Origin of the sequence: Bradyrhizobium zhengyangense (genome assembly GCF_022012435.1) — a bacterium.
Classification (GTDB): Bacteria; Pseudomonadota; Alphaproteobacteria; order Rhizobiales; family Xanthobacteraceae; genus Bradyrhizobium; species Bradyrhizobium zhengyangense.
This window is the reverse complement of sequence record NZ_JAKLUA010000007.1, coordinates 342,676-367,659: the sequence shown is the minus strand read 5'-3', so window position 1 is coordinate 367,659 and position 24,984 is coordinate 342,676. Positions and strand designations below refer to the sequence as shown.

The 24,984-nt window shown below is 64.6% G+C and carries 20 protein-coding genes; 8 read left to right on the top strand and 12 right to left on the bottom strand.

Going from position 1 to position 24,984, the window contains the following annotated elements; translation table 11 throughout:
• Positions 1–380: 380 nt before the first annotated feature.
• Together atzD and L6637_RS23360 are read left to right on the top strand one after the other, a co-directional pair.
• Positions 381–1,496: a cyanuric acid amidohydrolase gene (gene atzD / locus L6637_RS23365; RefSeq protein WP_237872063.1), complete on the top strand. Its 1,116-nt coding sequence runs from the start codon at positions 381–383 to the stop codon at positions 1,494–1,496.
• A 108-nt stretch (positions 1,497–1,604) separates the two neighbouring features.
• Positions 1,605–3,080 (top strand): amidase, encoded by a 1,476-nt coding sequence (locus tag L6637_RS23360; RefSeq protein WP_237872061.1) that lies wholly within the window; start codon positions 1,605–1,607, stop codon positions 3,078–3,080.
• Between the two features lie 16 nt (positions 3,081–3,096).
• On the opposite strand, the gene L6637_RS23355 is transcribed toward L6637_RS23360, so the two are convergent.
• Together L6637_RS23355 and L6637_RS23350 are read right to left on the bottom strand one after the other, a co-directional pair.
• Positions 3,097–4,323, bottom strand: a complete 1,227-nt coding sequence (locus L6637_RS23355; protein ID WP_271607379.1) for an LON peptidase substrate-binding domain-containing protein — start codon at positions 4,321–4,323, stop codon at positions 3,097–3,099.
• A gap of 187 nt (positions 4,324–4,510) precedes the next feature.
• Positions 4,511–4,828, bottom strand: a complete 318-nt coding sequence (locus L6637_RS23350) for a hypothetical protein (protein WP_237865986.1) — start codon at positions 4,826–4,828, stop codon at positions 4,511–4,513.
• A 130-nt stretch (positions 4,829–4,958) separates the two neighbouring features.
• Between L6637_RS23350 and L6637_RS23345 the strand changes: the two genes are divergently transcribed.
• Positions 4,959–5,867, top strand: coding sequence for a PaaI family thioesterase (locus tag L6637_RS23345; RefSeq protein WP_237872059.1), 909 nt, complete (start codon positions 4,959–4,961; stop codon positions 5,865–5,867).
• Between the two features lie 79 nt (positions 5,868–5,946).
• Positions 5,947–6,312 carry a hypothetical protein gene (locus L6637_RS23340; protein ID WP_237872057.1) on the top strand — a complete coding sequence of 122 codons (366 nt, stop codon included), beginning with the start codon at positions 5,947–5,949 and terminating at the stop codon, positions 6,310–6,312.
• Between the two features lie 59 nt (positions 6,313–6,371).
• Here the strand turns inward: L6637_RS23340 and poxB are convergent, their stop codons facing one another.
• The 3 genes from poxB to L6637_RS23325 form a co-directional block, all read right to left on the bottom strand.
• A complete protein-coding gene (gene poxB / locus L6637_RS23335; RefSeq protein WP_237872054.1) occupies positions 6,372–8,108 on the bottom strand; it encodes a ubiquinone-dependent pyruvate dehydrogenase in 1,737 nt (578 codons plus the stop codon).
• An 80-nt stretch (positions 8,109–8,188) separates the two neighbouring features.
• On the bottom strand, positions 8,189–8,821 hold the full coding sequence (locus tag L6637_RS23330) for a 2-dehydro-3-deoxy-6-phosphogalactonate aldolase (RefSeq protein ID WP_237865982.1): 633 nt from the start codon (positions 8,819–8,821) through the stop codon (positions 8,189–8,191).
• Positions 8,822–8,834: 13 nt separating this feature from the next.
• Entirely contained in the window at positions 8,835–9,749 is a 915-nt protein-coding gene (locus L6637_RS23325) for a 2-dehydro-3-deoxygalactonokinase (RefSeq protein ID WP_237872052.1), read from the bottom strand.
• Positions 9,750–9,967: 218 nt separating this feature from the next.
• Here L6637_RS23325 and L6637_RS23320 point away from each other — a divergent pair, with 218 nt between their 5' ends.
• Both L6637_RS23320 and L6637_RS23315 read left to right on the top strand, forming a co-directional pair.
• Positions 9,968–11,065, top strand: coding sequence for an LLM class flavin-dependent oxidoreductase (locus tag L6637_RS23320; protein WP_237865980.1), 1,098 nt, complete (start codon positions 9,968–9,970; stop codon positions 11,063–11,065).
• 57 nt (positions 11,066–11,122) lie between these two features.
• Positions 11,123–11,692, top strand: coding sequence for a flavin reductase family protein (locus L6637_RS23315; protein ID WP_237865979.1), 570 nt, complete (start codon positions 11,123–11,125; stop codon positions 11,690–11,692).
• 63 nt (positions 11,693–11,755) lie between these two features.
• Here the strand turns inward: L6637_RS23315 and L6637_RS23310 are convergent, their stop codons facing one another.
• From L6637_RS23310 to L6637_RS23280, 7 genes are all read right to left on the bottom strand, one after another.
• Positions 11,756–13,207 carry a hypothetical protein gene (locus L6637_RS23310; protein ID WP_237872050.1) on the bottom strand — a complete coding sequence of 484 codons (1,452 nt, stop codon included), beginning with the start codon at positions 13,205–13,207 and terminating at the stop codon, positions 11,756–11,758.
• A 459-nt stretch (positions 13,208–13,666) separates the two neighbouring features.
• Positions 13,667–15,517, bottom strand: coding sequence for a sigma-54-dependent Fis family transcriptional regulator (locus L6637_RS23305; protein WP_237872048.1), 1,851 nt, complete (start codon positions 15,515–15,517; stop codon positions 13,667–13,669).
• A gap of 107 nt (positions 15,518–15,624) precedes the next feature.
• Entirely contained in the window at positions 15,625–18,930 is a 3,306-nt protein-coding gene (locus L6637_RS23300; RefSeq protein WP_237872046.1) for an acetyl-CoA carboxylase family protein, read from the bottom strand.
• A gap of 12 nt (positions 18,931–18,942) precedes the next feature.
• A complete protein-coding gene (locus L6637_RS23295; protein WP_237872044.1) occupies positions 18,943–20,664 on the bottom strand; it encodes an AMP-binding protein in 1,722 nt (573 codons plus the stop codon).
• Positions 20,665–20,803: 139 nt separating this feature from the next.
• Complete coding sequence (locus tag L6637_RS23290) at positions 20,804–21,466, bottom strand: aspartate/glutamate racemase family protein (RefSeq protein ID WP_237872042.1); 663 nt, start codon at positions 21,464–21,466, stop codon at positions 20,804–20,806.
• 12 nt (positions 21,467–21,478) lie between these two features.
• On the bottom strand, positions 21,479–23,161 hold the full coding sequence (locus L6637_RS23285) for a methyl-accepting chemotaxis protein (protein ID WP_237865974.1): 1,683 nt from the start codon (positions 23,159–23,161) through the stop codon (positions 21,479–21,481).
• A 242-nt stretch (positions 23,162–23,403) separates the two neighbouring features.
• A complete protein-coding gene (locus L6637_RS23280; protein ID WP_237872040.1) occupies positions 23,404–24,003 on the bottom strand; it encodes a TetR/AcrR family transcriptional regulator in 600 nt (199 codons plus the stop codon).
• A 159-nt stretch (positions 24,004–24,162) separates the two neighbouring features.
• On the opposite strand from L6637_RS23280, the gene L6637_RS23275 reads away from it, so the two are divergent.
• Together L6637_RS23275 and L6637_RS23270 are read left to right on the top strand one after the other, a co-directional pair.
• The gene (locus L6637_RS23275; RefSeq protein WP_237872039.1) at positions 24,163–24,540 is read left to right on the top strand and encodes a tautomerase family protein; all 378 of its coding nucleotides are present in this window, start codon (positions 24,163–24,165) and stop codon (positions 24,538–24,540) included.
• Positions 24,541–24,588: 48 nt separating this feature from the next.
• Positions 24,589–24,984, top strand: coding sequence for a GFA family protein (locus L6637_RS23270; RefSeq protein ID WP_237872037.1), 396 nt, complete (start codon positions 24,589–24,591; stop codon positions 24,982–24,984).

Here is a 24,984-nt window from a genome sequence, read left to right as displayed (position 1 = left end):
ATCCATGCACGCGACGCAAACCGAAATCGGGCCGCGGGACGCCGCTTATGGACCAACCAAGGTTGATTCATCAAGGTGCGGCGCGCAACCGTCGACAGAGGATTTTTTGCCAGACCGATGCGATCTCGCCACAATCATGGGGGTGTCGCGGGTATTGGCGCTCGTGTCCCGGACACGCTGCAACGCTCTTGCGTTGCTGCGCACCGCCGAAGGGGCGCTGCACTGCGTCCGGGGCACGAGACCAAAACAACATGATCTATGTGTTCGACCTCTATGCATTGGACATGGCTTTCGCCAGGACAACATCAGGGATTGACATCCACCCCGCTTCCACGGCTGTTGGGCGCGCCGGACCACCGAACTGCCCACGAGGACCATCCATGCGCACCACGTCGGTCGGCGTTTTCAAGATCGCCACCAAGGGTCCCGGCGACGTCTCCGGCCTCATGAGCCTGATCGGCTCAGGCGCGATTGATCCCGCCTCCATTCTCGCCATCCTCGGCAAGACCGAGGGCAATGGCGGCGTCAACGATTTCACCCGGGAATATGCCGTCGCCGCGCTTTGCGCGGCGCTGGCGCCGAAGCTGGGCCTGACGCCGCACGCGGTCGAGCAACGCATCGCCTTCGTGATGTCCGGCGGGACCGAGGGCGTGCTCAGCCCACACATCACGGTATTCACGCGCCGCGAGGCGGAGCGCCCGGCAAACATGTCAGGCAAGCGCCTGAGCATCGGCATGGCGCAAACCCGGGATTTCCTGCCCGAAGAGCTCGGCCGCTCCGCCCAGATCACCGAGACCGCCAAAGCGGTGAAGGCCGCGATGGAAGATGCCGGCATCAGCGATGCTTCGGATGTCCATTTCGTCCAGATCAAGTGCCCGCTGCTCACCAGTGAGCGTGTCGAGGCGGCCGCCGCGCGCGGCCACAAGACGGCGACGATCAGCGCCTACGGCTCGATGGCCTATTCGCGCGGCGCTTCCGCGCTCGGCGTTGCAGTCGCGCTCGGCGAGATCGCCGCGGACGTCCGCGACGAGGACGTGCTGCGGCGCTACGATCTGTTCTCGAAGGTGGCCTCGACCTCGTCAGGGATCGAGCTGATGCACAACGTCGTCATCGTGCTCGGCAATTCGGGGGCATCAGCGAGCGAATTCGAGATCGGCCATGCCGTGATGAGCGATGCGATCGATGCTGCTGCCGTGACAGAAGCGCTGAATAGCGTCGGACTTAGTGTCGGACTTGGCGCGCCGGCAAAAGCCGGCCGCGAGTTCGTCAACGTGCTCGCCAAGGCCGAGGCTTCGCCTGACGGCACCGTGCGCGGCCTCCGCCACACAATGCTCGAGGACACCGACATCAGCTCGACACGCCACGCCCGCGCGGCGGTCGGCGGACTGATCGCCGGCCTTGCGGCTACCGGCGCGGTCTACGTCTCCGGCGGCGCCGAGCACCAGGGCCCCGCCGGCGGCGGCCCGGTTGCGGTGATCGCGCGGCTCTCCGATTGAGAGGCAACCCCTCCGCCCGGCGCAACCCTGCCCCTCGCGCCGGCTCAGTTGATTCACGCGGGTCCTTGCGAAAAAGGTGGCGCCGCTATCCAAGGGGATTTTGACTTCATGACTTTGCCGATGAGCTGGAACGAATGGGCGCAGCACGATGGCGTTGGCCTTGCGGCACGCGTCCGCAAGGGTGAGCTGACGGCAAAGGAATTGGCACGGCAGGCCGCGGCCGCCGTCGCCAAGGTCAATCCGACGCTGTCGGGCGTGGTCGAGCTGTTCGATGACGTGATCGCCGACCCCGCCAAGGACGGCGCCAATCTCGCGGGGCCCTTCGCCGGCCTGCCCTTCCTGATGAAGGATCTCGGGCCGACCATGAAGGGCCGGCTGCAGGAGATGGGCTCGCTGTTGATGCGGGGCAATCGCGCCGCGGCCGACACATTCCTGACCGGGAAATTCCGCCAGGCAGGACTCAATCTGATCGGGCGCACGACGACGCCGGAGTTCGGGGTGTGCTCTTCGGCCGACAATCCGGCTGTCTACGTCACGCGCAATCCCTGGAATACCGATTACACCACCTGCGGTTCGTCGGCGGGCAGCGCCGCGATGGTGGCGGCCGGCGTGGTGCCGATCGCGCACGCAACCGACGGCGGCGGCTCGATCCGCATTCCCGCCGGCGTCAACGGCAATATCGGTCTGAAAGTCTCGCGCGGCGTGTTCTCGCTGGCGCCGCACATGTCCGATCTCACCGGTCTCGTTTCGATCCAGGGCTGCCAGTCGCGCTCGGTGCGCGATACAGCGGCTTTCGTCGATCATGCCCGCGGGCCTGCGCCGGGCGAGTTCATGCCGTTCTGGACCACAGCGCAGCCTTACAGCGAGATGATCAAGCGCGATCCATCGAAGCTGCGGATCGCGCTGTCGCACACCTGGGGCGATTACACCGCGACGCCGGAGATCGCCGCCGAGCTGGAGAAGACTGGTCGCTTCCTGGAAGGCCTCGGCCATCACGTCGATTACGCACTGCCCGAACTCGATTTCCGCGCCGCCTTCGCCGCGCAGACCACCTGCTACATCTCGAATTTCTCGGTCGTGATCTCCAACATGCTCGCCGCGCGCGGGCTGGAGCGCCCGCCGGAAGATCTGATCGAGCCCATGAACATCCGGATCTGGGAAGCCGGGCTTCATACCAGCTTCGCCGACCGTGCGAAGATGCAGGCCGTGTTCAACACGACCTCGCGCGGCTTCGGCAGCTTCTTCGAGCAGTGGGACGTGATCCTGACGCCGATCACGGCGCTGCCGACGCCGAAAGTGGGCACGAAGCAATATCTCACCCTCTCCGACAATCCTGACGTGCTCGACTGGTTCGACAATCTCTGGCGCTTCTTCGCCTTCACGCCGCTCGGCAATCTCTGCGGCATGCCGGCGATCTCGCTGCCGATGGCCGCCCAGGACCACGGCCTGCCGCTCGGCATCCAGGCCATCGCCAAGCAGGCCAATGACGGCCTGCTGCTGCAACTCGCCGCCCAGATCGAGCGCGCGCTGGACGGCAAGTGGAACGGCGGCAAGACGCCGTCGGTGCATGTGACCAAGGCGTAAGCCGCCGCCGCGCGCGCTAGCCTTTGTCCTTGGCGGCATTTCGTACAATGGCTTTGTCTACGCGAAAGCGCGACACGCCCTGTTCGGCGAGCATGCGGGCCGCAGGGCTTCGCGTCTCCGGAAAGAGAGCGACGAGGGCATTGACGCCGGTCACTGCGGGATCGCCGACTTCCTGGGCGTGAAGCGCGGCGCGCTGCTCGACGCGCTCGAACGCCGGCGTAGGCACGGCGCTTCCGCCCTCGGTCACGATGTGCTTGAGCTCGTTGTCGAGATACTGCGTCAGGCTTTGTCTCAGCTTGCCAAGATCGGCCTCGCAGGCGCGCATCACGGCGGAGGCGTCCGCATCATCGGTCAGGGCGAGCAGCAGATGCTCGAGCGTCGCGTATTGATGGCGACGCCGATCAGCGTACTCGAGCGCCTTTCGTTTCGTGGCCATGTAACTTGCCGAAACCGGGCGCTGCGGCAGGTCGAGTAACGCCTCGATCCGCTCGAGCCGCTTCATGGGATCGAGCGTCGCCAGAAGCTGGTATTTGTCCTTGATGGGCAACTTCATTCGCGTCGCGACGATATCCGCGATCTGCCCGGGATCACGGGTTTGGTCAAAGAACAGCCAGATATCCGGCACCAATATTCCGTGCGCCGCCGTGTAGTCCTGAAAACGCTGATAGATGCTTCGGATCAGATCCCGGGCATCGCGAACCGCTGCCTCGCTGACGTCCGCCGCCTCAGCCCGATAGGCAGCCGCTTCAACGGCAAAGCTGCCTATCGCAACACGCCGAAGTCCCCGAGTCAGCACTCTGAACGTACCATCGCCAAGCGGTTCGAGTTCGAGCAGCTGGGCCAGAACACCGATCTCGTAGACATCGGCAAATCGGGGATCATCGACACCCGCCTCGCGTTGGATCGCCAGCACGACCTCACGTCCGCCCTCAAACGCCTGGTTCAGAGCCTGGATGGTGCTCTCGCGACCCACAAACATGGGATAAGTCGCGTTCGGAAACGGAACGAGATCGCGGAGCGGAACGGCTGGATAGTACGCCGTTGTCGTCTTGAGCTTCGCAGGCGGCGCCGACAGATCACCCCGCTCCGCGTGAAGCAGCGCCGACAACGTATTCCAGTCGGCAATGCCGAGCATCCGCGACACCAGTTCGAGGCTTTCGCTGTGACTGATGGTGACGGCCTTGGTGGTCAGGGATTCGCGCAAGGTCTGCGCCATAGCCTTGGCATCGCGAAAATCGCGCATCGGTTCTTCCTCTGCATGAGCGATCCAGGTGTGTCAGGTGGTTGCGTTGCTGACCCGGTCGCTCGGGCAAAGGGGGCCGATGATGGCTCGATACATTCACCGTACCACGGAGGGTGCAACCGGCAGGTCGTATCAACCTGCACGAAAAGTGACTCAAAGCCGGATGACTGTCAATCTCAGTTCCTGCTCAGTTCTTCACCGTCGGGATCGCCTCGTCCGGTTGCTGCTGGCCGAGCTTGAGCATCGCAAGCGCCTTGTCGAGCGCTTCGCGCAAGGCGAGTGCCGCGGCCGGGCTGCAGCGTAGGTGCGCGGTCTGGACCACGTCGACCCTGACGGCGGCACCGATGGGCATCAGGAGATTTGCGGCCAGCTCGATCTGGATCGCGCCGTTGTGATGGCCGAAGCAGGATGCGCCGTCGAAATAGATGATCGGCGCCCGTTCCGAGCTCGAGGTGGAAATGGTGACGGGCCCCTGATTGGCGGCGGGTGTTTCGGGATCGGCCATGGGGTACTCCTCGCGGGCAGGGAACGGATGCCCACCATCGTTGCTTCAGCGGGCCCTGTCGAGGCCAAACCTGCCGCGCAGCGGCGCAAGCGGGGTTTTGCGCGGCGCCCGACTGGTCTAGAACATCTCCATGTCTACATCAGCCGCTACGCTTCCGTTCGAGGAACTCGCCGAGGCCATCAAGGGCCGCCGTTCCGATTACGGCCATATCAGCGGGCTCCAGCTCGACCGGTTCGCGCCTGCTGAGGCCTGGTCAAGCCTGCCCTACCGCCCTGTCTTCGTCGGCGACACCGAAACCGGTGTGCTGCATGGCGGCGTCGTCACCGCGATGCTGGACGAGAGCTGCGGCATGGCCGTGCAGCTTGCGCTTGACGGCAGCAGCGCGATCGCAACGCTCGATTTGCGCATCGACTACCAGAAGCCGGCGACGCCCGGGCTTGCCATCAAGGCGCATTCAGTCTGCTACCGCACCACGCGCTCGATCGCCTTCGTGCGCTCCACCGCATACCAGGAGTCAGAGGACGATCCGGTGGCGACCGCGACCGGCTGCTTCATGATCGGTGCCAACCGCACCAACATGCTGGCTGATCGCCGGATGGACACACGCAGCATCCCGACGCTGGAAGCGCCTGATGATCCGGAGGGTCCGTTCGCGCGCAGTCCGTTCGCACGCGCCCTCGGCATTCGTGTCAACGATGACGGCACGCTGATAATGCCGTTCTCGCCGCAAATCATCGGCAACCCGATCCTACCCGCGATCCACGGCGGCATGACTGGCGCGTTCCTCGAGACCACGGCGATTTTTGGCGTTCGGCGCGAGCTCGGGATCGCGACGCTGCCCAAGCCAATCGGACTCACTATCAACTACTTACGCTCCGGTCGGGCGCTGGACACGATCGCCAATGTCTCGATCGTAAAACAGGGAAGGCGTATCGTCGCCTTCGAGGCGCGGGCCTGGCAGGACGATCCCGCCAAGCCGATCGCGTCCGCCTTCGGTCATTTCATGCTGCGTCCGGCGCCGGGAAGCGACGAGGAATAGGCGTATTTTACTTGACGGACCGGGCTCGACGTCGAAGGTTGGGGCCCCACCATAGCGCGTTCCATCGAGAGGTATTCGCTTGCGGCATCCGATCGACATCATCGCCATGTTCGCCGCCATCTGGCTGCTGGCCTCGATGGTGCTCGACGCGGTGACGCCGAAGGAACTGACGGCAGTCATGATCGCGGTTGCGATCGCGCCCGCAATTGTCATCACCGCCGTGTTCTACTACCTGCGCTGCCCGCGCACGGATTTTGCGGTGATGTTCGCTGCGCTCTGGCTGATCTCTGACATCGCCATCGCCTTCATCTCGCCGAAGGAATTGCCGCTCTGGCTTCTGCTGCTCGGCTTCGTGCCGGCTGCCATCATCGGCCTCGTGCTGCACTGGCAGCGCTTCCAGCGCCGCCATGAGCAGCTGCCCGCGCCGTCGGTGAAGCGCGGCTGAGCATGATCCGGAAAAGTGCGAAGCGGTTTTCCGTCAAGATCATGCTCAAATAAAGAGCGTTAGCGCGATAGCAGGTTGGTCTTGGCGAGGTCGATCACCTCGTCGCCGCGGCCGCTTATCACCGCGCGCAGCACCCACAGGCTAAAGCCCTTGACCTGTTCGGCCGTGATGGTCGGCGGCATCGACAGCTCCTGCTTGGCGGTGACGACGTCGAGCAGCGCCGGGCCGTCGTGGGCCAGCATCTCCTTCGTCGCGCCCGGGAGCTCGCCGGGGTCCTCGACGCGCCTCGCAAAGATGCCCATGGCACGCGCCATCGCGGCGAAGTCGGGATTCTCCAGATCGACATTGGTGTCGACGAAGCCGGCGGCCTTCATCTCCAGCGCGACGAATCCGAGCACGCCGTTGTTGAAGACGACGATCTTCACCGGCAGCTTCATCTGCGTCAGCGTGATCAGGTCGCCCATCAGCATGGTAAAGCCGCCGTCGCCCGACAGCGAGATCACCTGACGGCCGGGTTGCGCGGCCTGCGCACCAATCGCCTGCGGCATGGCATTGGCCATCGAGCCGTGCACGAAGGAGCCGATCAGCCGGCGGCGACCGTTCATGGCGAGATAGCGCGCCGCCCACACCGTGGGCGTGCCGACATCGGCGGTGAAGACGGCATCCTCGGAGGCGTGGTCGCTGATGACCCTTGCCAGATATTGCGGATGGATCGGCTTGGCTCCGGGCGTGCCCTTGGCGAGGGAGTCGAGGCCCTCGCGGGCCTTCTTGTAATGCGCGACGGCGTCGTCGAGATGCCTGCGCTGCGTCTTGGCCTCGAGCAGCGGCAACAGCGCCTCGATGGTGAGCTTGACGTCGCCGACGAGGCCAAGATCGATCTTGGTACGCCGGCCCAGATTTTCCGGACGGATGTCGATCTGCACGATCTTCGCATCAGTGGGGAAGAACTGCTTGTAGGGAAAGTCGGTGCCCAGCATCACCAGCGCGTCGCAGGCGTGCATGGCGGCGTAGCCCGAGGAGAAGCCGATGAAGCCGGTCATGCCGACGTCATAGGGATTGTCGTATTCGACATGCTCCTTGCCGCCAAGTGCGTGCACGATCGGGCTCTTCAAGATCTCTGCGAGTTGCATCAAAGGCTTATGCGCGCCGGCACAGCCGCGGCCGCAGAACAGGGTAATGCGCTCCGAGCTATTCAACAGGTCGGCGAGCGCCTTCAGCTCATCGGCTTGAGGAACGACCTTGGGTGCCGCGAGCGACAACCCGCGATTGGTCGACAGTGCGCGCTTCGGCGGCGAGCGGAACGCGACATCGCCGGGCATCGCGACGACGGCAACGCCGCGCAAGCCCACGGCCGCGCGGATCGCATTTTCCAGCACGAAAGGCAGCTGACTCGCATCGGAGATCAGCTCGCAATAATGGCTGCATTCGCGAAACAGGTTCTGCGGATGGGTTTCCTGAAAATAGCCGCCGCCGATCTCGGCCGAGGGGATTTGCGCGGCGATCGCCAACACCGGCACGCGGCTGCGATGCGCGTCGAACAGGCCGTTGATCAGATGCAGATTGCCCGGGCCGCAGGAGCCCGCGCAGACCGCAAGGCTGCCGGTCATCTCGGCTTCGCCGGCGGCCGCGAACGCCGCGACCTCTTCGTGGCGGACGTGGATCCATTCGATGGTGCCGCGGCGGCGCAGCGCCTCGGTGAAACCGTTCAGACTGTCGCCGACAATGCCATAGATGCGCTTGACGCCGGCCTGTTCGAGCGTTGCCACGAACAGATCGGCTATGTTGTTGATCGCCATGTCGGACTCCTGATCTCGCTATAGCAGCAAGATAGGACAACGCACGAGCGTGACGGCATCACGGCTTGTTTATTGCCGCGTCAGTCTTTCGCAATCGCCCGATCGTAGGCCTCGATCGTCGCCTTTGCGCGCGCGGCGACATCGGCGGCCGACATGCCAGGCTTGTAGAGGCTGGAGCCGAGCCCGAACGCCGTCACGCCGCCCTTGATGTACTCCGCAAAATTCTGGTCGGAGACGCCGCCGACGGCAGCGATCATTACACCGGCCGGCAGGATGGCGCGGATTGCGGCGATGCCGGAAGCGCCGAGCACGCTTGCCGGAAAGAACTTCAGGCCCGATGCGCCGGAGCGCGCGGCGAGCAGCGCCTCGGTCGGCGAGAACACGCCCGGCAGCGTCACCATCGCATACTGATGTGCACGCGCGAGCACCTGCGTATCCACATTCGGCGAGACCATCAGCTTGCCGCCGACGTCATTGAGACGATCGACTTCTGCAGTGGTCAGCACCGTGCCGGCGCCGATCAGCACGCCTGAAGGCGCGAGCTTTGCTGCAAGGCCGATCGAGCGGAACGGATCCGGCGAGTTCAGGGGAATCTCGATCGCGGTCATGCCGCCCTCGATCAGCACACTGACGATCGCTTCGGTCTCCTCCGGCTTGACGCCGCGCAGGATCGCGACCAGGGGGCGCTTCATCGGCGGAAAGGGAACGCTCATCTCAAGGATCCTTCTACTTCGTCCAGATCGCAGCTGCCGCCATCGACAGGCCGCGGCGCACCGCTTCATCGGCATCGATCGGGTTCACGGTAACCGCCAGCGCATCGAATGCCTGCCGGTACAGCGCCGCGAGCCGCCCCGATGCAATCAACGTGATGCCGGTTTTCGGCACGCTACCGGAGAGGCCCGCCGCGAGCTCTACGCCGATCAGTGTGCCCGACAATGTCTCGCGCGCCGCAGCCGGCGTGCCGCCGAACAGCAGCTGCCGCGATCGCGCAGTGAACAGAAGATTGGCGGCGAAAGCTGGCGCCTCGAATGCGGCTTTCACCGCCGACTTGAAGCTCGCGGCATCCTCGGCCTCGTTTGCGCCGGCGACCGCGAGCGACAAAATCGTCTCGCGCGAGACGACGCTGAAGAGTTCGCCGGTCATGAAGGTCGAGAAATGCGCAACAGTGCCGTCCTTGACCCGCACCCATTTGGAATGGGTGCCGGGCATGCAGACCAGCGCCTCGCCCGCGGCCTCGAGACCGAGCGCGCCGAGCAATTGCGTCTCCTCGCCGCGCATCACGTCGGGCGCCTTGGTGTCGCGCTGCGCGATGCCGGGCAGGATGCGGATGTCGCGCGCCTCGCCTGGCACGCGGGCGGCCTGCTTCAGGATCGCCGAGAGCGGCGCCGGCGTGTCGACATAGCCGGCCTCGACCCAGCCAGTCTTGGCGCCCGCCATGCCGCAGACCAGGACCGGCAGATGATCGGGCACGCTCACGGCAGCAAGATGGGCTTGCAGCACGCCGGGGAAGCCGGCCTTGGCCGCCGCCAGCATGCCTTCATCGCTGCGGCGCTCGGCCAGCACTTTACCGGTGCGATCGACCAGCCAGAGCCGGAAACTGCTGGTGCCCCAGTCCACCGCGACATAAGCGGGTTCGGTCATTTCGAATCGTATCCTCGTCTCACCGCTGAGACGCCGTCTCGCGACGATGAGACGGGTCTTGCAAATCTGCCCCGGGAATATCGACAATTGCCGCCCTAAACCAGCGTTTTCTCGCGTGGGTCGGGCGCATCCCACGCTGGCACACCGCTTGCTGAAGCTGTTCCTGTTCAAGCCAGCGAACGCGCAGCAAGACGCGTCAACATCAGATGAGGAAACCCATGGAGATCGGCTATTTCACGATGCCTTCGCATCCGCCGGAGTGCGGCCTGAAGGAAGGACATGACTGGGACCTGCAGGTCCTGCGCTGGCTCGACGAGCTCGGCTATCAGGAAGCCTGGATCGGCGAGCACCACACCGCGCCCTGGGAACCCAATCCCACACCGGACCTCTTGATCGCGCAGGCCCTGATGCAGACCAAGCGCCTGCGCATCGGACCGGGCGGCTTCCTGCTGCCCTATCACCATCCGGCCGAGCTCGCCAACCGCGTCGCGATGCTGGATCATCTCTCCGAGGGCCGGCTCAATTTCGGCGTGGCGGCTTCGGGCCTGCCGAGCGACTGGGCGATGTTCAACGTCGACGGCATGAGCGGCCAGAACCGCGACATGACCCGCGAGGCGCTGGAGATCATCCTGAAGATGTGGAGCGATCCGGCGCCCTGGACCTACAAGGGCAAGTTCTGGACGGTGACCAAGCCGGACACGATGTTCGACTTCCTCAAGCCGCACATCAAGCCGCTGCAGGCGCCGCATCCGCCGATCGGCGTTGCCGGGCTGTCGAAGAACTCTGACACGCTCAAGCTTGCAGGCGAGCGCGGCTTCATTCCGATGAGCCTCAATCTCAACCCGGCCTATGTCGGCAGCCATTGGGACTCGGTCGAGATCGGTGCGGCCAAGACTGGGCGCAAACCGAACCGGCAGGACTGGCGCCTGGTGCGCGAGGTGTTCGTGGCCGACACCGACGAGGAGGCCTGGAAGCTCTCGACCGGCGACATGATGGGCCGGATGATGAGCGAGTACTTCCTGCCCCTGCTCGGCCATTTCGGCTTCAAGGATTATCTGAAGCATGCACCTGATGTGCCCGATAGCGACGTCACGGTCGAATATTGCGCCAAGCGGAACTGGATCGTCGGCTCGCCCACGACCGTGGCCGAGAAGATCGAGAAGATCTACGACGAGGTCGGCGGCTTCGGCGTGCTCTGCGTGTTCGGCTTCGACTACAAGCACAAGCCGGAAGCCTGGCACCACTCGCTCGCGCTGCTGAAGAACGAGGTGATGCCGCGTTTGAAGCATCTCGGCTCCGCGAAGAAGGCGGCTTGACGCATGGCGGGTGCGGCGCGAACGTGTCGCACCCGCTACTGTTTCGGAGATTTCCGCGTGACGGCCGACGCCAAACCTCTCGACGCAAAGGATTTCAAGCAGGCGATGCGCCAATGCGCAGGCGCAGTTGCTCTCGTCACTGTTGGTGCCGAACACGGCAAGCGCACCGGGCTGACCGTGACGTCGGCGACCTCACTGTCGGACAATCCGCCGTCGCTGATCGTGTGCGTCAACCGCAACGCCAGTGCCCATGCCCGCATCCGCGAGGAAGGCGCGTTTGCCGTCAATTTCCTGCACGAAGATCACGCCCTGCTGGCGCTGACCTTCAGCGGCCAGAAGGGCGTCAACGGCGACGACCGTTTTGCGTTCGGGCAATGGACGCGGGGTGCAACCGGTGCGCCGGTTTTAACGGACGCCGTCGCCGCGTTCGACTGTGTGCTGGCGCAGGAGTTCGAGACCAAGACGCATTCGATCTTCGTCGGCGAGGTGCGGGGCGCCGCGCATTCGGCTACGGCGACGCCGCTGGTATATCTGCGCAGCAGCTTCCACACGCCGCAGGAGACACGTGAGACCGTTTCGGTCGGCGACCTCGACTCGAGGCATTTGAGCTGGACGGATTTTTCGTGAGCAGGCATCGGCAGTGCGCGCCCTCCCCGCTTGCGGGGAGAGGCAAAGGCTAGCCACTGGTGCTCATGTCGAGTGCTGCTGCCGAGGTGCTACGCTTGCGCCCGAGGGCGGAACTTTCAACTCATGGCCGTGCAGGCCCAACGCAATCAACACGACAGCCGCCAGGGCGACACCGCCAAACGCCACTTCGGGCGCAGCATCGGGCGAAACCACCAGGATGCTTGCGCGGAGCGGTACTTGGCGGACAGGGTCCTGTTCGCTCTTATCGCGTCGGTTGGTCGGATGTCCCGTGAACCGGCGCAGGCAAAGGAAGATGAGGAGCAGCAATGCCGCGCCGCCCGCGAGCGGCTCGATCGGGGCGCTCAAAGATGCGTAAGAGAGCGTGTGAGCCCCGGTGTAGAGAAGGAGCGTGGCCGGCAAAGCCATACTGCTAACTAGCGGAGCGAGCGCGGGACGATACTGGACAGGCCGATCTTCTCGATCCGCGAACACCACGAAAAGTATGGCGACGATCATCAAATGACCTATGCCGTCCACCTTGCCAAAATCGAGAGTTGCGGCGGTAAGCAGCAGCACCAAGGCAAGCGCGGAAAGACGTCGGACCAACGGTGTCCAGAACAGCGCGAAAGCCAGGCCGAATTCCACAATCCCGGCGGCGGTAACGACAGTCGAGACATCGAAACCCAAGGTCAACTCTGGATGATTTACCGCGATCGCCGCGACCCAGGCCGGGTACACAAATTTCTCCATCGACGGCCATAACAAGGACAGGGCGACAGTCCACCGCAGGAAATCAGAACGAAAAGCAAGCAGTTTGGCGTCGTGCGATACAGAAAGCGCGAACCACACCCCGAGCCCCAGAAAGACCGGGTAGTCCAGCATGTGAAACAGACCATAGCAGGCGGCACCATAGCCATAGAGCAGCAGTATGGCTGCCCCCGCCGCCGGGAGTGTGGGCCGCGCGGCCAAAAACAACGGGATGAGCAACTGAATGGCCGAGAGCCAGATACTGTTTGCTTCGAGTTCCGGGGTGAGAATGAGCCCACCGTGAGCCCACAACAAAGCGAAGAACACCGCCGCGGCCCCTCGCAAGAGGTCATCGACGCGACGGCGCAGAGGCTCGGTCACGTGATCCAGAAATCTTGAGAGCATGAGCCCGAACGTGGTCTGCTCTGCCGCGCAGGCGAGATAAAACATCGCGAGAAACAGCGCCAAGAACAGAAAAAAAATGGTGGTGAATACTGCCTGAACCGGCAGCGGATCGTCGGACACGATGCATGGCACGAACCACTTCACGTGAGCGGACGCCGTACCGGTCATTGAGATGAGGTTGACAACCAAACATCCGGAAAACATTACCGCTTTTGTGCATCTTGACCTGACGCGTCTGGAATTGAACAGGGTAGAAAGGCCGCTGCAGCCGGCCGCGTGATCAATACTCATCAGCACACCCAAATATTTTGTCAGAAAATCATTCGCGGTCGACGACAGTTGTGCGTGGACCGAAGAATGCATTCGTTGATTTAGGCGACGCTGGGCTTTTTGTGTGTGAACCGGCTCACTGCCGCTGGTCACAGATGCGTTAGGGCAGTACGACTGCTATTCGGCCATTCAACCTTGGATTGCAATTATGTCCGACTTCCATCCCTTCGGAAATACAGTCGCCCGCACCGTGGGAGCGGAGTGGAGCGCGTGGGGCTGACAAGATCAATCGTCGGCCGGTGTCAGGCTCGCCACGAAGAGACGTAAGTACTGACAGTCGGCTGTGACGCGCCCCATATCGAGGCCAAGCGCAGGCATCTGCGCATGATCGTGCTGGAGCTCGAGGGATTCCGATACTTCCTCGATTAAGGCCGCGTCAGCGCCGTGCCACGCTTGAGGACAACACCGGCATTCTCAAACACACAATTGATGGATTGCGCGACAGGCCCACAGGGGGAGAGGAGAAGAACGTCCGCCGTACGCGATCGAACGCTACCGCGCGGTCTCGATCTTCAGCTGCTTGATCTTGCGATACAACGTCGCGCGGCTGAGTTTCAGGGCACGCGCTGCTTCCGTCACGCGGCCACCGTGCTGGCGGAGCGCTTCCACGATCGTCGCGCGCTCGGCAGCTGCGAGATCAGTCTCCGCAGCCCTCCCGCCGAACGGTGGCAGATCGAGATCGGCGTCGGTGATGACGCCATCCTCCGCCGTACAGCCGGCGAGCCGCAGCACATGGCGGAGCTGGCGCATGTTGCCGGGATAGGGATAGGCCGAGAGCAGCGCCCAGGCTTCGCTCGAGAGGCGGCAGTTCGGCGCCTCCTCGCGCGCGATCTGGGCGATGATGTCATCCCTGTCAGCGCGCTCGCGCAGCGCCGGCAGCCGCACCTCCATGCCGCGCAGGCGGAAATAGAGATCGGCGCGGAAGGCCCCCTCCTCCGCCATGCGGCCGAGATCGCGATGGGTTGCGCTGATCAGGCGGATATCCACCGGCACCGGCTTCAGCGCTCCGAGCGGCCAGACCTCGCGATTTTCCAGCACGCGCAAGAGGCGCGTCTGCAGCGCGATCGGCATGTCGCCGATCTCATCCAGGAACAGCGTTCCGCCATCCGCCTGCACGATCAGGCCCTTCGAGCCATCGCGCCGCGCGCCGGTGAACGCCCCGGCCTCGTAGCCGAACAGCTCGGCGTCGATCAGGCTCTCCGGCATCGCCGCGCAATTCAGCGCGACGTAATTGTTGCGCGCGCGGTTGCTGGCCGCGTGGATGGCGCGCGCGAACACATCCTTGCCGACGCCGGTCTCGCCGTGCAGCAGCACCGGCAGATTGTGATCGCCGATGCTCCGGAGGCGCTTCACGCTTCTGATGAGGCCGGGATCGCGACCGGCGAGCCGATGCAGCGCATCGAAGCGATCGACGGGCGCATCTTGCCCGAGCGGAGAGGGTTTTGCGCGCAGCGGCGGGGAGACATGGCTCTGACCCAGCGGACGGCCGTCGGCGCGGCGCAGCTCGACGACCTCGTCGACGTTACGCGCATGATCGAGCTTGATGTAGCGCGACAGGTCGATGCCCGAGGCGATCAAGCCGTCGGTGAGGCCGAGCAGTGCGCGGGCGGAGCGGCAGGCGCCGACGATGCGACGATCCTCGTCATAGGCGAGCAGGCCGCTGCCGCCATCGCCGGGCACGGTCGCGATCCAGGCGTTGCGGAAGTGATCGCGGAAGATCGCCCCCTCCATCCGCCGCGTCGCCTCCATGGTCACCGCGAGCGCGAGCTGATGCGCGGCGCGTTCGAGATCCTCGCGGCACGAGGTAATGTTCACAGCGCCGGCGAGACGCCCGGCCTGGTCGAACAACGGCGCCACCGCGCAGGAGAACATGTGCCACTGCGCACGAAAATGCTCGTCGCGATGCACCAGGATCGGCTTCTGCTCGGCAAGGCAGGTCCCGAGACCATTGGTGCCCTCGAAGGTCTCGGCAAAGTTCGAACCGGTGTAGATCTTCCAGTCCATGAACATCCGCGCGTCGGCCTCTCCAGGCAGGCGGCTGAACAGCATGGTCGCGTTGGCGTCGGCCAGATTGACGCAATAGCCGGCGTCGCGCAGTACGCGGGCGAGATCGTCGAGCTCGGGCGTTAGCTGCCGGATGGTCTCTTCCATCGGCTCGGCGACGTGGCGGATCTCGGCTTCGGTGAGCGTCTGCGGCGGGCCCTGACGGGCGGGATCGAGCCTGTGGCTGATCAGGCAGCGCCGCCAGGAGTTCTCGATGCGCGACGATGCGTCGACGTCGGCCGCATGATTGGCCACGGACAAGACACGGGCGACATGGTTCGAGGCCGAAAGGCTGGCCATCGCAGACGTCTCCACCCTGTATTATGATGCAAAGTCTGGCACCACAGGCGGGGATGTCAATCGGGAACCGGTTTTCGCTGTCAGCTCAGGCTATTGCTGCACCGCCCTCACCACGTGTCGATGCATGGCCGCTTCTTCTCCGTCCGCACCGGCGGCTTCGGCACCGAGCGCAGGCCTGCCATGATCCAGCGCCGCGTCTCGGCGGGGTCAATGACGTTGTCGATCTCGAACACCGAGGCGATCGAGACCGCCTTGCCGTTGGCGTAGAGCTCGGCGACCTTGTTGCGGTAATAAGTCTCACGCTCCTCGGGGTCGGCGATCGCCTCCATCTCCTTGCGGAAGCCGAGGCGGACATAGCCTTCCAGGCCCATGCCGCCGAACTCGCCGGTCGGCCAGGCCGCGGTGAAGAACGAGGCATGGAAGCCGCCGCCGATCATCGACTGCGCGCCAAGTCCGTAGCCCTTGCGCAGCACGATGCCGAACAGCGGCACGGTGAGGCTTGCGCCTGTGACGAACATGCGCGAGACGTGGCGGACGATCGCGGTCTTCTCCGCTTCCGGCCCAACCATGAAGCCGGGCGTGTCGCAGAGCGAGACAACAGGCAGATCGAAGGCATCGCAGAGCTGGAGGAACCGCGCGGCCTTGTCGCCGGCATCGGCATCGATGGCGCCGCCGAGATGGCGCGGATTGTTGGCGATCAGGCCGAACGGCTTGCCCTCGATGCGGATCAGCGCGGTGATCATGCCGACGCCGTAGTCGCGGCGCAGCTCCAGCACGCTGTCCTTGTCGGCGACAAGATCGATCACGTTGCGGATGTCGTAGACGCGCAGGCGATTCTCGGGGATGGCGCGCCGGAGCAGGCGTTGATCGGCAGCCTCCCAATCCTTCACTGCGCCCTGGAAGTAAGAGAGGTATTTCTGCGCAACCGAGGTCGCCTCCTCCTCGTCCTCGACCAGGATATCGATCACGCCGTTCGGCGACTGGAACGAGACTGGGCCGACCTCGGCCGGATGATAGACGCCAAGGCCGCCGCCCTCGATCATGGCGGGGCCGCCCATGCCGATCGAGGCATTCCTGGTGGCGATGATGACGTCGCAGCAGCCGAGCATCGCGGCGTTGCCGGCGAAGCAATAGCCGGAGACGACGCCGATGACTGGCACGAGGCCGGAGAGCCTTGCGAACTGCACGAAGGACGGGCCGTCGAGCCCGGTCATGCCGAGCCGGTCGGTGTCACCGGGCCGGCCGCCGCCGCCTTCGGCGTAAAACACCAGCGGCACGCGCCAGTCTTCCGCAAGGGTCAGCATGCGATCGATCTTCTTGTGGTTCATGTGCCCCTGCGTGCCCGCGAGCACGGTGTAGTCGTAGGCCACGACGATGCAGCGCGTGGCCTCGGGGCTGAATTTTTCGGCGTTCACGGTGGCAACGCCCATGACGAGGCCGTCGGCCGGCGTGTTCTTGATGAGATCGTCGAGCTTGCGCCTGCGCCGCTGCGCCGCGATGGCGAGGCTGCCGTATTCCATGAACGAGCCGTCGTCGACGAGCTGTGCGACGTTCTCGCGCGCGGTGCGCTGGTTGGTGTTGCGGCGGCGCTCGACCGAAGCCGGGCGGTTTTCGTCGAGCGTATTCGCCTGGCGGGCGATCAACTCGGCAAGATCAGGGCGGATATGATCGAGATCGACATCGGCTTCCGCCGCCGAATGATCGGCCGCGACATCGAGCGGCTCGAGATACATGATCGGCTCGCCATGAAGCAGCGTGACGCCGTCGCCCGCGGCGAGCTTCATGACCCGGCCGCCCTGCTCGGCCATGACAAGATGCTCCATCTTCATGGACTCGATCACGGCGAGCTGCTGGCCAGGGCGCACGATCTCGCCCTCTTTGACCTGAATGGTGACGATGGTGCCCTGCAAGGGCGCCGCGACCATCACGGCACCTTCGGGAACCGCTTGCGCGACGTGCGCCTCGGCGGCATGCGCGCCGCCACGCTCGGCCGCCGCAAAATAGAGCGGCTTGGCCGCGCCGTCCGCCGCCTCGACCAGCTTGGCGATATTGCGATCGATGAAATCGGTCGCGATGCGGTTGGTTTTGAAGTCGGGATGTGCCAGCACCGCCTGCAGAAAGGCGATGTTGGTGACGACGCCGTCGATCCGGAACTCGCGCAGGGCGCGCGAGGCTTTTGCGACCACGTCGTGCCAGGCCTCGCCCGGCGTATGCACGATGACTTTTGCGAGCAGCGAGTCAAAGGCCGCGCTGGTCTTGTAGCCGGCATAGCCAAAACTGTCGACGCGGACGCCGGGGCCCGACGGGGGCTCGAACACGGCGAGCACGCCGCCGGTCGGATGCGTCGCCCCCGTTTCGTCCAGCGTCTCCATGTTGACACGTAGCTGCATGGCGTAGCCGCGCGGCTTGGGAATCCCGCTTTGCAAGAGGCCCAGCGAAGCCAATGAGCTGCCAGCGGCAATCGCAAGCTGGGCACGGACGAGGTCGAGGCCGAGCACCTCTTCCGTCACGGTGTGCTCGACCTGAAGCCGCGGATTGGCCTCGATGAAGGCAAAACTATCTTCGGCGGTGCCGTCGATGAGGAATTCGAAGGTGCCGAGATTGTCGTACGACGCGGCCGCCGCCAACTGCTTCGCCGCCTCGATGATACGGCCGCGCAAGCCGTCGCTGAGCGACGGGCTCGGCGCCACCTCGATCAGCTTCTGATGCCGGCGCTGGATGGTGCATTCCCGCTCCCAGAGATGCGAGATCGCACCATGACGGTCGCCGATGATCTGCACCTCGATATGGCGCGCCTGACGGATCAGCCGCTCGGCATAGACGCCATCGAAGCCGAACGCCGCCTTGGCTTCGGACTGGCAGCGCGCATAGGCCTCCGCAAGATCGGAAGCATTCTCCACAACGCGCATGCCGCGGCCACCGCCGCCCGCCATCGCCTTGATGACGATCGCCGCATTGCTGCCGAGCGAGGTGAAGAACGCGGTGATCTCCTCCAGCGACGACGGCCCGCTGGTGCCGGCGATGATGGGCACGCCGCAACGCTTTGCCAATTGCCGTGCAGCCACCTTGTCGCCGAACAGTTCCAGCGCGGCCGGCTTCGGCCCGACGAAGACAATGCCCACATCGGCGCAGGCTTTCGCGAACGCCGCGTTCTCGCTGAGGAAGCCGTAGCCGGGATGGACCGCATCGCAACCCGCGCCTTTCGCCGCCTTCACCACGGCCTCGATATCGAGATAGGCCCGTGCGCCGCGACCGGGGATTTCGATCGCCTCGTCGGCGACGCGCACATGCAGAGAGAGCGCATCTTCAGCGGGATGGATCGCGACCGTGGCGATGCCGGCGTCGGCCGCGGCGCGCGCGATGCGGATGGCGATCTCACCGCGATTGGCGATCAGGAGTTTCTTGAACGACATCGTCTCTCTCGCTCAGGCTGCAGCAGGCTGGTTCGGGTTGAGGTCCTGCTTCTTCACCTTGCCCGTTGCGGTCAACGGCAGCGCGTCGATGATGCGCACCTCCGGCACCTTGTAGACGGCCATTCGCTCGGCGCACCAGGCGCGAATATCTTCGCCGGAGACGGTGCCGACGGCCTCGGGCTTGAGCTGGATATAGGCCACCGGCACCTGACCCTTGTCGGGATCGTCGCGACCGACCACGCCGGAGCCCAGCACCTTCGGATGCTGGCCGAGCAGTGCCTCGATCTCCGGCGGAAACACGCTCATGCCCTTGACCTTCAGCATCTCCTTGCGGCGGCCGAGGAAGTGCAGAAAGCCGTCCTTGTCGATGACGCCGATGTCGCCGGTGCGCAGCCAGCCGTCGATCAGCGACTCCGCAGTCGCCTCCGGCTTGTTCCAGTAGCTCTTGAGCAGCGAGGGCGTGCGCACGCGGATCTCGCCTTCCGCACCGAGCGGCAGCAGCGCGCCGGTCTCGAAATCGGTGATCTTGAACTCGGCGCCGGGAACCGGCAGCCCGACGAAGATCGGCTGATTGTTGAGATCGAAATCGTCGTCCTGGAAACCTGATGTGAACGTGTTGGAGGTGTGGGTCTCCGTCATGCCCCAGGCCGCCTCCATGAGGATGGTGCCCGTGAGGTCCTTCCAGCGTTCGCGATAGTCGGCGTTGAGCTTCTTGACGAAGGAGACCACGCGGACCTGTTGCAGCGACGACAGATCGAACTCGCTCCAGCGCGGATGGTCCATCAACTCGACCGCGCCGTCGACGGGCATCGCCGTGATCGTCACCTTGTACTTGTCGATCGCGGCCATCGCGCCGACGGCATCCCAGCGCGCCAGCAGCACCAGCGTCGCGCCTGAAAACAGCGGGAAGATCAAACCGAGATTTTCGCCGGCAATCCAGAACTCCGGGAAGAACGACAGGAAGGTGCTGCTCTCGTCCGCCAGCAGCGAGATGCCGTAATTGGCGGCGGCCGTATAGACCATGTCGCGGTGGGTATGGACGCAGCCCTTGGGCATGCCGGTGGTGCCGCCGGTGTAGTTGAGCGCGGCGACCTCATCGAGGCCGGGCGGCGGCAGCGGCACGGGTGCGGGAAGCGCGGCAAGGGCAGGCAGAAGATCGGTCGCGCCTGCAACCGCAATGCGCGGCGTGCGGATCGAATCCGGCGTCGGAAAGGTGGGCGTGACGGGCACGACATCGGCAAAGCTGGTGACGATGATCTCGCGCAGGCTCACCTCGCCCCTCACCTGCTCGACGACAGGAATGAGCTGGTCGAGCGCCACGATCACTTCGGCCTTGGTGTCGTTCAGCTCATAGGAGAGCTCGAACGCACGCGACAGCGGGCTCACGGGAACATGGACCGCACCGAGCTTCAGGATGCCGAAGAACACGATGTGGAATTGCGGACAGTTCGGCAGGAAGACGGCGACGCGATCGCCCTTACGCACGCCCTTCGCCTGCAGCAGCGCCGCAAAGCGGTCGCTCTGCCGGTCGAGATCAGCGTAGGTGGTGACGTGACCGTAGAAGATCACTGCGGGACGATCGGGGCTTTGCTTGGCCCAGGCGCGCAGATATTCCGTCAAGGGGACTTCGCCGTGCAGATAGTTGGGCGAGCGCGGCAGGCCCTTGGGCCACGCCTTCTCCCACAGCCCGTGCAAGGTGGCGAGGTAATCCTTTTCGTTGAGGCCTGCACTCATGACGTTGTCCCGTGTTGCTTTTCTTGTTCGCCGGGCATGCGCGGGCCGCCCATCGACATCGTTACAGGTCGAGCACGGCAGAGGTCATGTCAAGGAAAACAGTTCTCCACGTCACGGCCGATGCCGCGACGCGGAAAAACTACGTATTGATCAGCCGCATCATCCGCGCCACGGCAGACGGGACCGGCGCAATGACAGGCGCGGCAAACATCGGCTGCAGGTCGCGCGCAGCTTCACCCAGCGGGCCGCCGCCGATGATAACCGCCTCGGCGCGATCATGCTCGATGCAGGCCTCGACCGCGCCCGCCAGCGCCGTGCGCAATCGTGGGGGATCGCGCATCAACTCTTGCGGATCACGGCCGGCAAAGCGGCAGCCGGTGTAATGCGAGCGCAATCCCAGCGCGTCGGCCAGCGCGTCGATCTTCGCCTTCAGCAGCGGCGTCGTGGTGGCGACGCCGAAGCGGCGGCCACCTTCGGCCGCTTCCAGCATCGAGGACTCGCCGATGCCGACCGCCGGCAATTTCATCTCCGCCTTGATTGCCGCGAGGCCGGGATCGCCGAACGCCGAGACGATGATGCCGTCACAGGAACCTTGATGGGCGAGCGCGATCTCTTCGACCTCAGACGCGGCGGCCTCCAACGCGTCCGCGGAGACGATCATCATCGGCGCGCGCGTTGCCGTGGCGCCGATGATGTCGAAAGCTTCGGCCGCGGCGGACTTCGCGATGGCGACCATCATCGCGGTGGTCGCCGCGTTGCTGTTCGGATTGATCAGGAGGATGCGGTGGGGGGACGAAGCCATCCCCCAACCATACTAGGCCGCCCGCACGCCGGCAACGAAGGCACTGACCTCGTTCTCCAGCGATTGCAGCTTCTCGGTCAGCCGGCCGCTCGATTGCAGCACGCGGCCCGCGGCCTGGCCGGTCTCGGCGGTCGCATCGGTGACGCCGGAGATGTTTTGCGAGACCTGGTCGGTGCCGGAGGCCGCTTCCTGCACGCTGTGCGCAATGGCCTGCGTCGCGGCACCCTGCTCCTCGACCGCGGCTGCGATCGACGAGGAGATCTCGTTGACCTCCATGATGGTGGCCCGGATGCTCTCGATATTGCCGACGACCTGGTTGGTCTCGGCCTGGATCGCGGTGATCTGCGCGCCGATCTCGTCGGTCGCCTTTGCGGTCTGGCTCGCCAGCGACTTCACTTCGCTCGCGACCACCGCAAAGCCCTTGCCGGCCTCGCCGGCGCGCGCGGCTTCAATGGTCGCATTAAGCGCAAGCAGATTGGTCTGCGAGGCGATCTGGTTGATGAGGTCGATGACCTCGCCGATCTTGTGGGCGGCCTGAGCGAGCCCCTGCACGGTGTCGTTGGTGCGCTGGCCGTCGGCGGCCGCCTTGTCGGCGACCGTCGCAGCCTGTGCAACGCGCTGGCTGATCTCGGTGATCGAGGCCGACAGCTGTCCGGCGGCGGACGCCACCGTCTGCACATTGTTCGAGGCCTGCTGGCAGGCGGTGGCGACGAAGCTGGCGCGGTCGGTCGCCTTATCGGCGGTCTCCGACATGCCTTGCGCGGCCTGCTGCATCGCGCGCGCCTCGTTGAAGACGTCGCGGACGACGGCCTGGACGCTCGCCTCGAACTTGCCGGCGAGATCGGCCATGGTCCTGCGCTTCTCGTCGTCGACGCGCTGCTTCGTCTCCTGCTGCTCGGCGTGCATCCGGCCCACAGCCGACGCATTGTCCTTGAACACGGCCAGCGCCTTGGCGAGTCCGCCGACCTCGTCAGCGCGGTTGGTGTAGGGCACCTCGAAAGCGCTGTCACCGGCAGCGAGGCGCTCAGTGAGATCAGTGATTTTGGCCAGCGGCCGCGTCACGCTGCGGCCGATCACGAAGGAGGCGCCGAGCACGAGCACGAACACTGCAAGACACACCAGGCCGAAGGTCATCGCATCCTGGCGGAACACGGCGTCGACGTCGTCGAGATAGATCCCGGTCCCGATGATCCAGCCCCACGGCGTAAAGCCCTTCACATAGGAGATCTTCGCGACCGGCTGCTCGAAGCCCGGCTTGGGCCAAAGATAGCTGTAGAAGCCCGCGCCCTGCTTCTTGACGACGTCAACGAAGCCGAGGAACAGCGCGTTGCCGGACGGATCCTTCATTGCCGCGAGATCCTTGCCGTCAAGCTCGGGCTTGATCGGATGCATGATCATCTTCGGGGTCATGTCGTTGATCCAGAAATACTCGACCTTGTCGTAGCGGAGGCTCTTGATCTCCGCCATGGCGCCGGCCTGGGCCTGTTCGCGCGTGAGTTTTCCGTCGCTCTCGAGCTTCTGGTAGTGCGCCAGGATGCCGTAGCCGACATCGACCATGTGCTGCGTCTTGGCCTGGCGGTCGGCGATCATCTGGCTGCGCAAGGTCGACAGCGCGATCGGCGCCAGCGCGATCATGCCGACAAGACTGATGCCAACAATGAGGACCAGCTTGAAACTGATGCGGGAGAAAATCATCGGTGCTCGCAAGATTTGGCGGGGCAGATATGCCAGATTATCCTGCTCTCCCTTAGCAAAGCTTTAAGCATTCGGGTTCCCGACATGGGATCTTCGGCATCGCCTGCGAGTCGGACAACGGGACCGACCTGATTTCGGTATGAGTGCACCTTGGGCCTCGCCAATGCGTAGCGAGCGTCCCTGCGATCGAGCAGGAGAGTGCGGCCAGGCGAGCGGTCGGCGCGCTTGCAGTCTGTTGACGCCTAGCGGCCGCCCTTGCCGAGCACGAGGTCGATCGTGTGGGCGGCGATCTTGCGCAACTGGGGTTCGTCATCGAAGGCGCGCTCGAGCACGGCGAGGCCGCGCGTCACCGTGATGATGTGCAGCGCCGAGGCGGCGGGGTCGCCGCTGAACTCGCCGCGCCCGGCACCCGCCGACATTGCCTCCTGAACCAGCGCGGTGATGCGCGATATCAAGTTCGCAAAGGCCTTCCGTGCATTCTCGTCGAGACCTTCGCCTTCGGCCGCGCCAAGCTCCATCAACCCGCGCGTGGTCGGACAGCCGCGTGGCGGCGAGCCGGAGCGGAAATTGGTGATGGTGAGGTCGAAGAACGCCGTCAGGCGCTTGCGCAACGAGCCGGTGCCAAGCGCCTTTTGCAGGCCGAGCAGGTAATCGCCGGCGTAACGCGCATAGGCCTGAAGGAATAGCGCCTCCTTGCTTCCGAAAGCGTTATAGAGACTGCCGCGCTGAACGCCGGCATCGCGCGCGATGTCCGACAACGAGGCGCCGCGCACGCCCTTGCGCCAGAACTGGTCGAACGCGATGCGCAGGACGTCGTCATGATCGAATTCGCGCGGCCTCAATTGACACTCCTCAATATTTGACACAACGTCAAGAATGTGATTTCTGGACATCGTGTCAAAAACCAGTCGGGATTGATAGCCCGTTTTCGCCAATGGGTCCGAACGACCGGCGCTTGCATGCGCCCGGCCGGTCGGCTCCGCATGCAAAGGGACCAGCCGATGCCTCTGCTCCACATCTCGATGCGCGCCGGAAAGCCGGATGCTTACCGGCAGGCAATCCTCGACGGCCTCTATCGCGCCATGCGCGAGGCGCTGAACGTGCCCGAAGGCGACGAGTTCATGACCATCAGCGAGCTATCGCCCGCAAATTTCCGCTGCGGCAACGCCTACGGCGTCGAGCGCAGCGACGACGCCGTGCTGGTCCAGATCACCGTGTTCGCCTCGCGCACCGCTGAGCAGAAGAAGGCGCTCTACCGCCGGATCGTGGACCTGCTCGGCGACAATCCCGGCATCCGCCCCGCAGATGTGTTCGTCAATGTGCTCGACGCGCCCGCAGAGAACTGGTCGGTCGGACACGGCATCACTCAGTTTGCGTGACCGCTGAGGACCTGTCACCTTCTTGAGAATAGCGGAAGGAGGCGTGACATGACGGCATTCCGGGGAAGCTGCTTGTGCGGCGCGGTTGCGTTCGAGGTCGAAGCTCCGTTCGATCGCTTCCTCAATTGCCATTGCTCGCGCTGCCGCAAGGCAACCGGTACAGCGCATTCATGCGAGGTGATCGTCGAGGCGACCGCGCTACGCTGGCTGCGCGGTGAAGCATCCGTCGCGCGCTTCGATTTGCCTAACGCGCGCAGCTTTGCCACCGCGTTCTGCAAGACCTGCGGCAGCCCGATGCCGCATCTGACGCGCAGCGGGCGCGAGGCAATCATTCATGCCGGCGCGTTCGACGAGCCGCTGGGCGTGACACCCGACCGGCATGTGCAGTGGGCCTCGCGTGCGGAATGGTATGCGCACGGGGATGGATTACCGGTGGAGGATTAG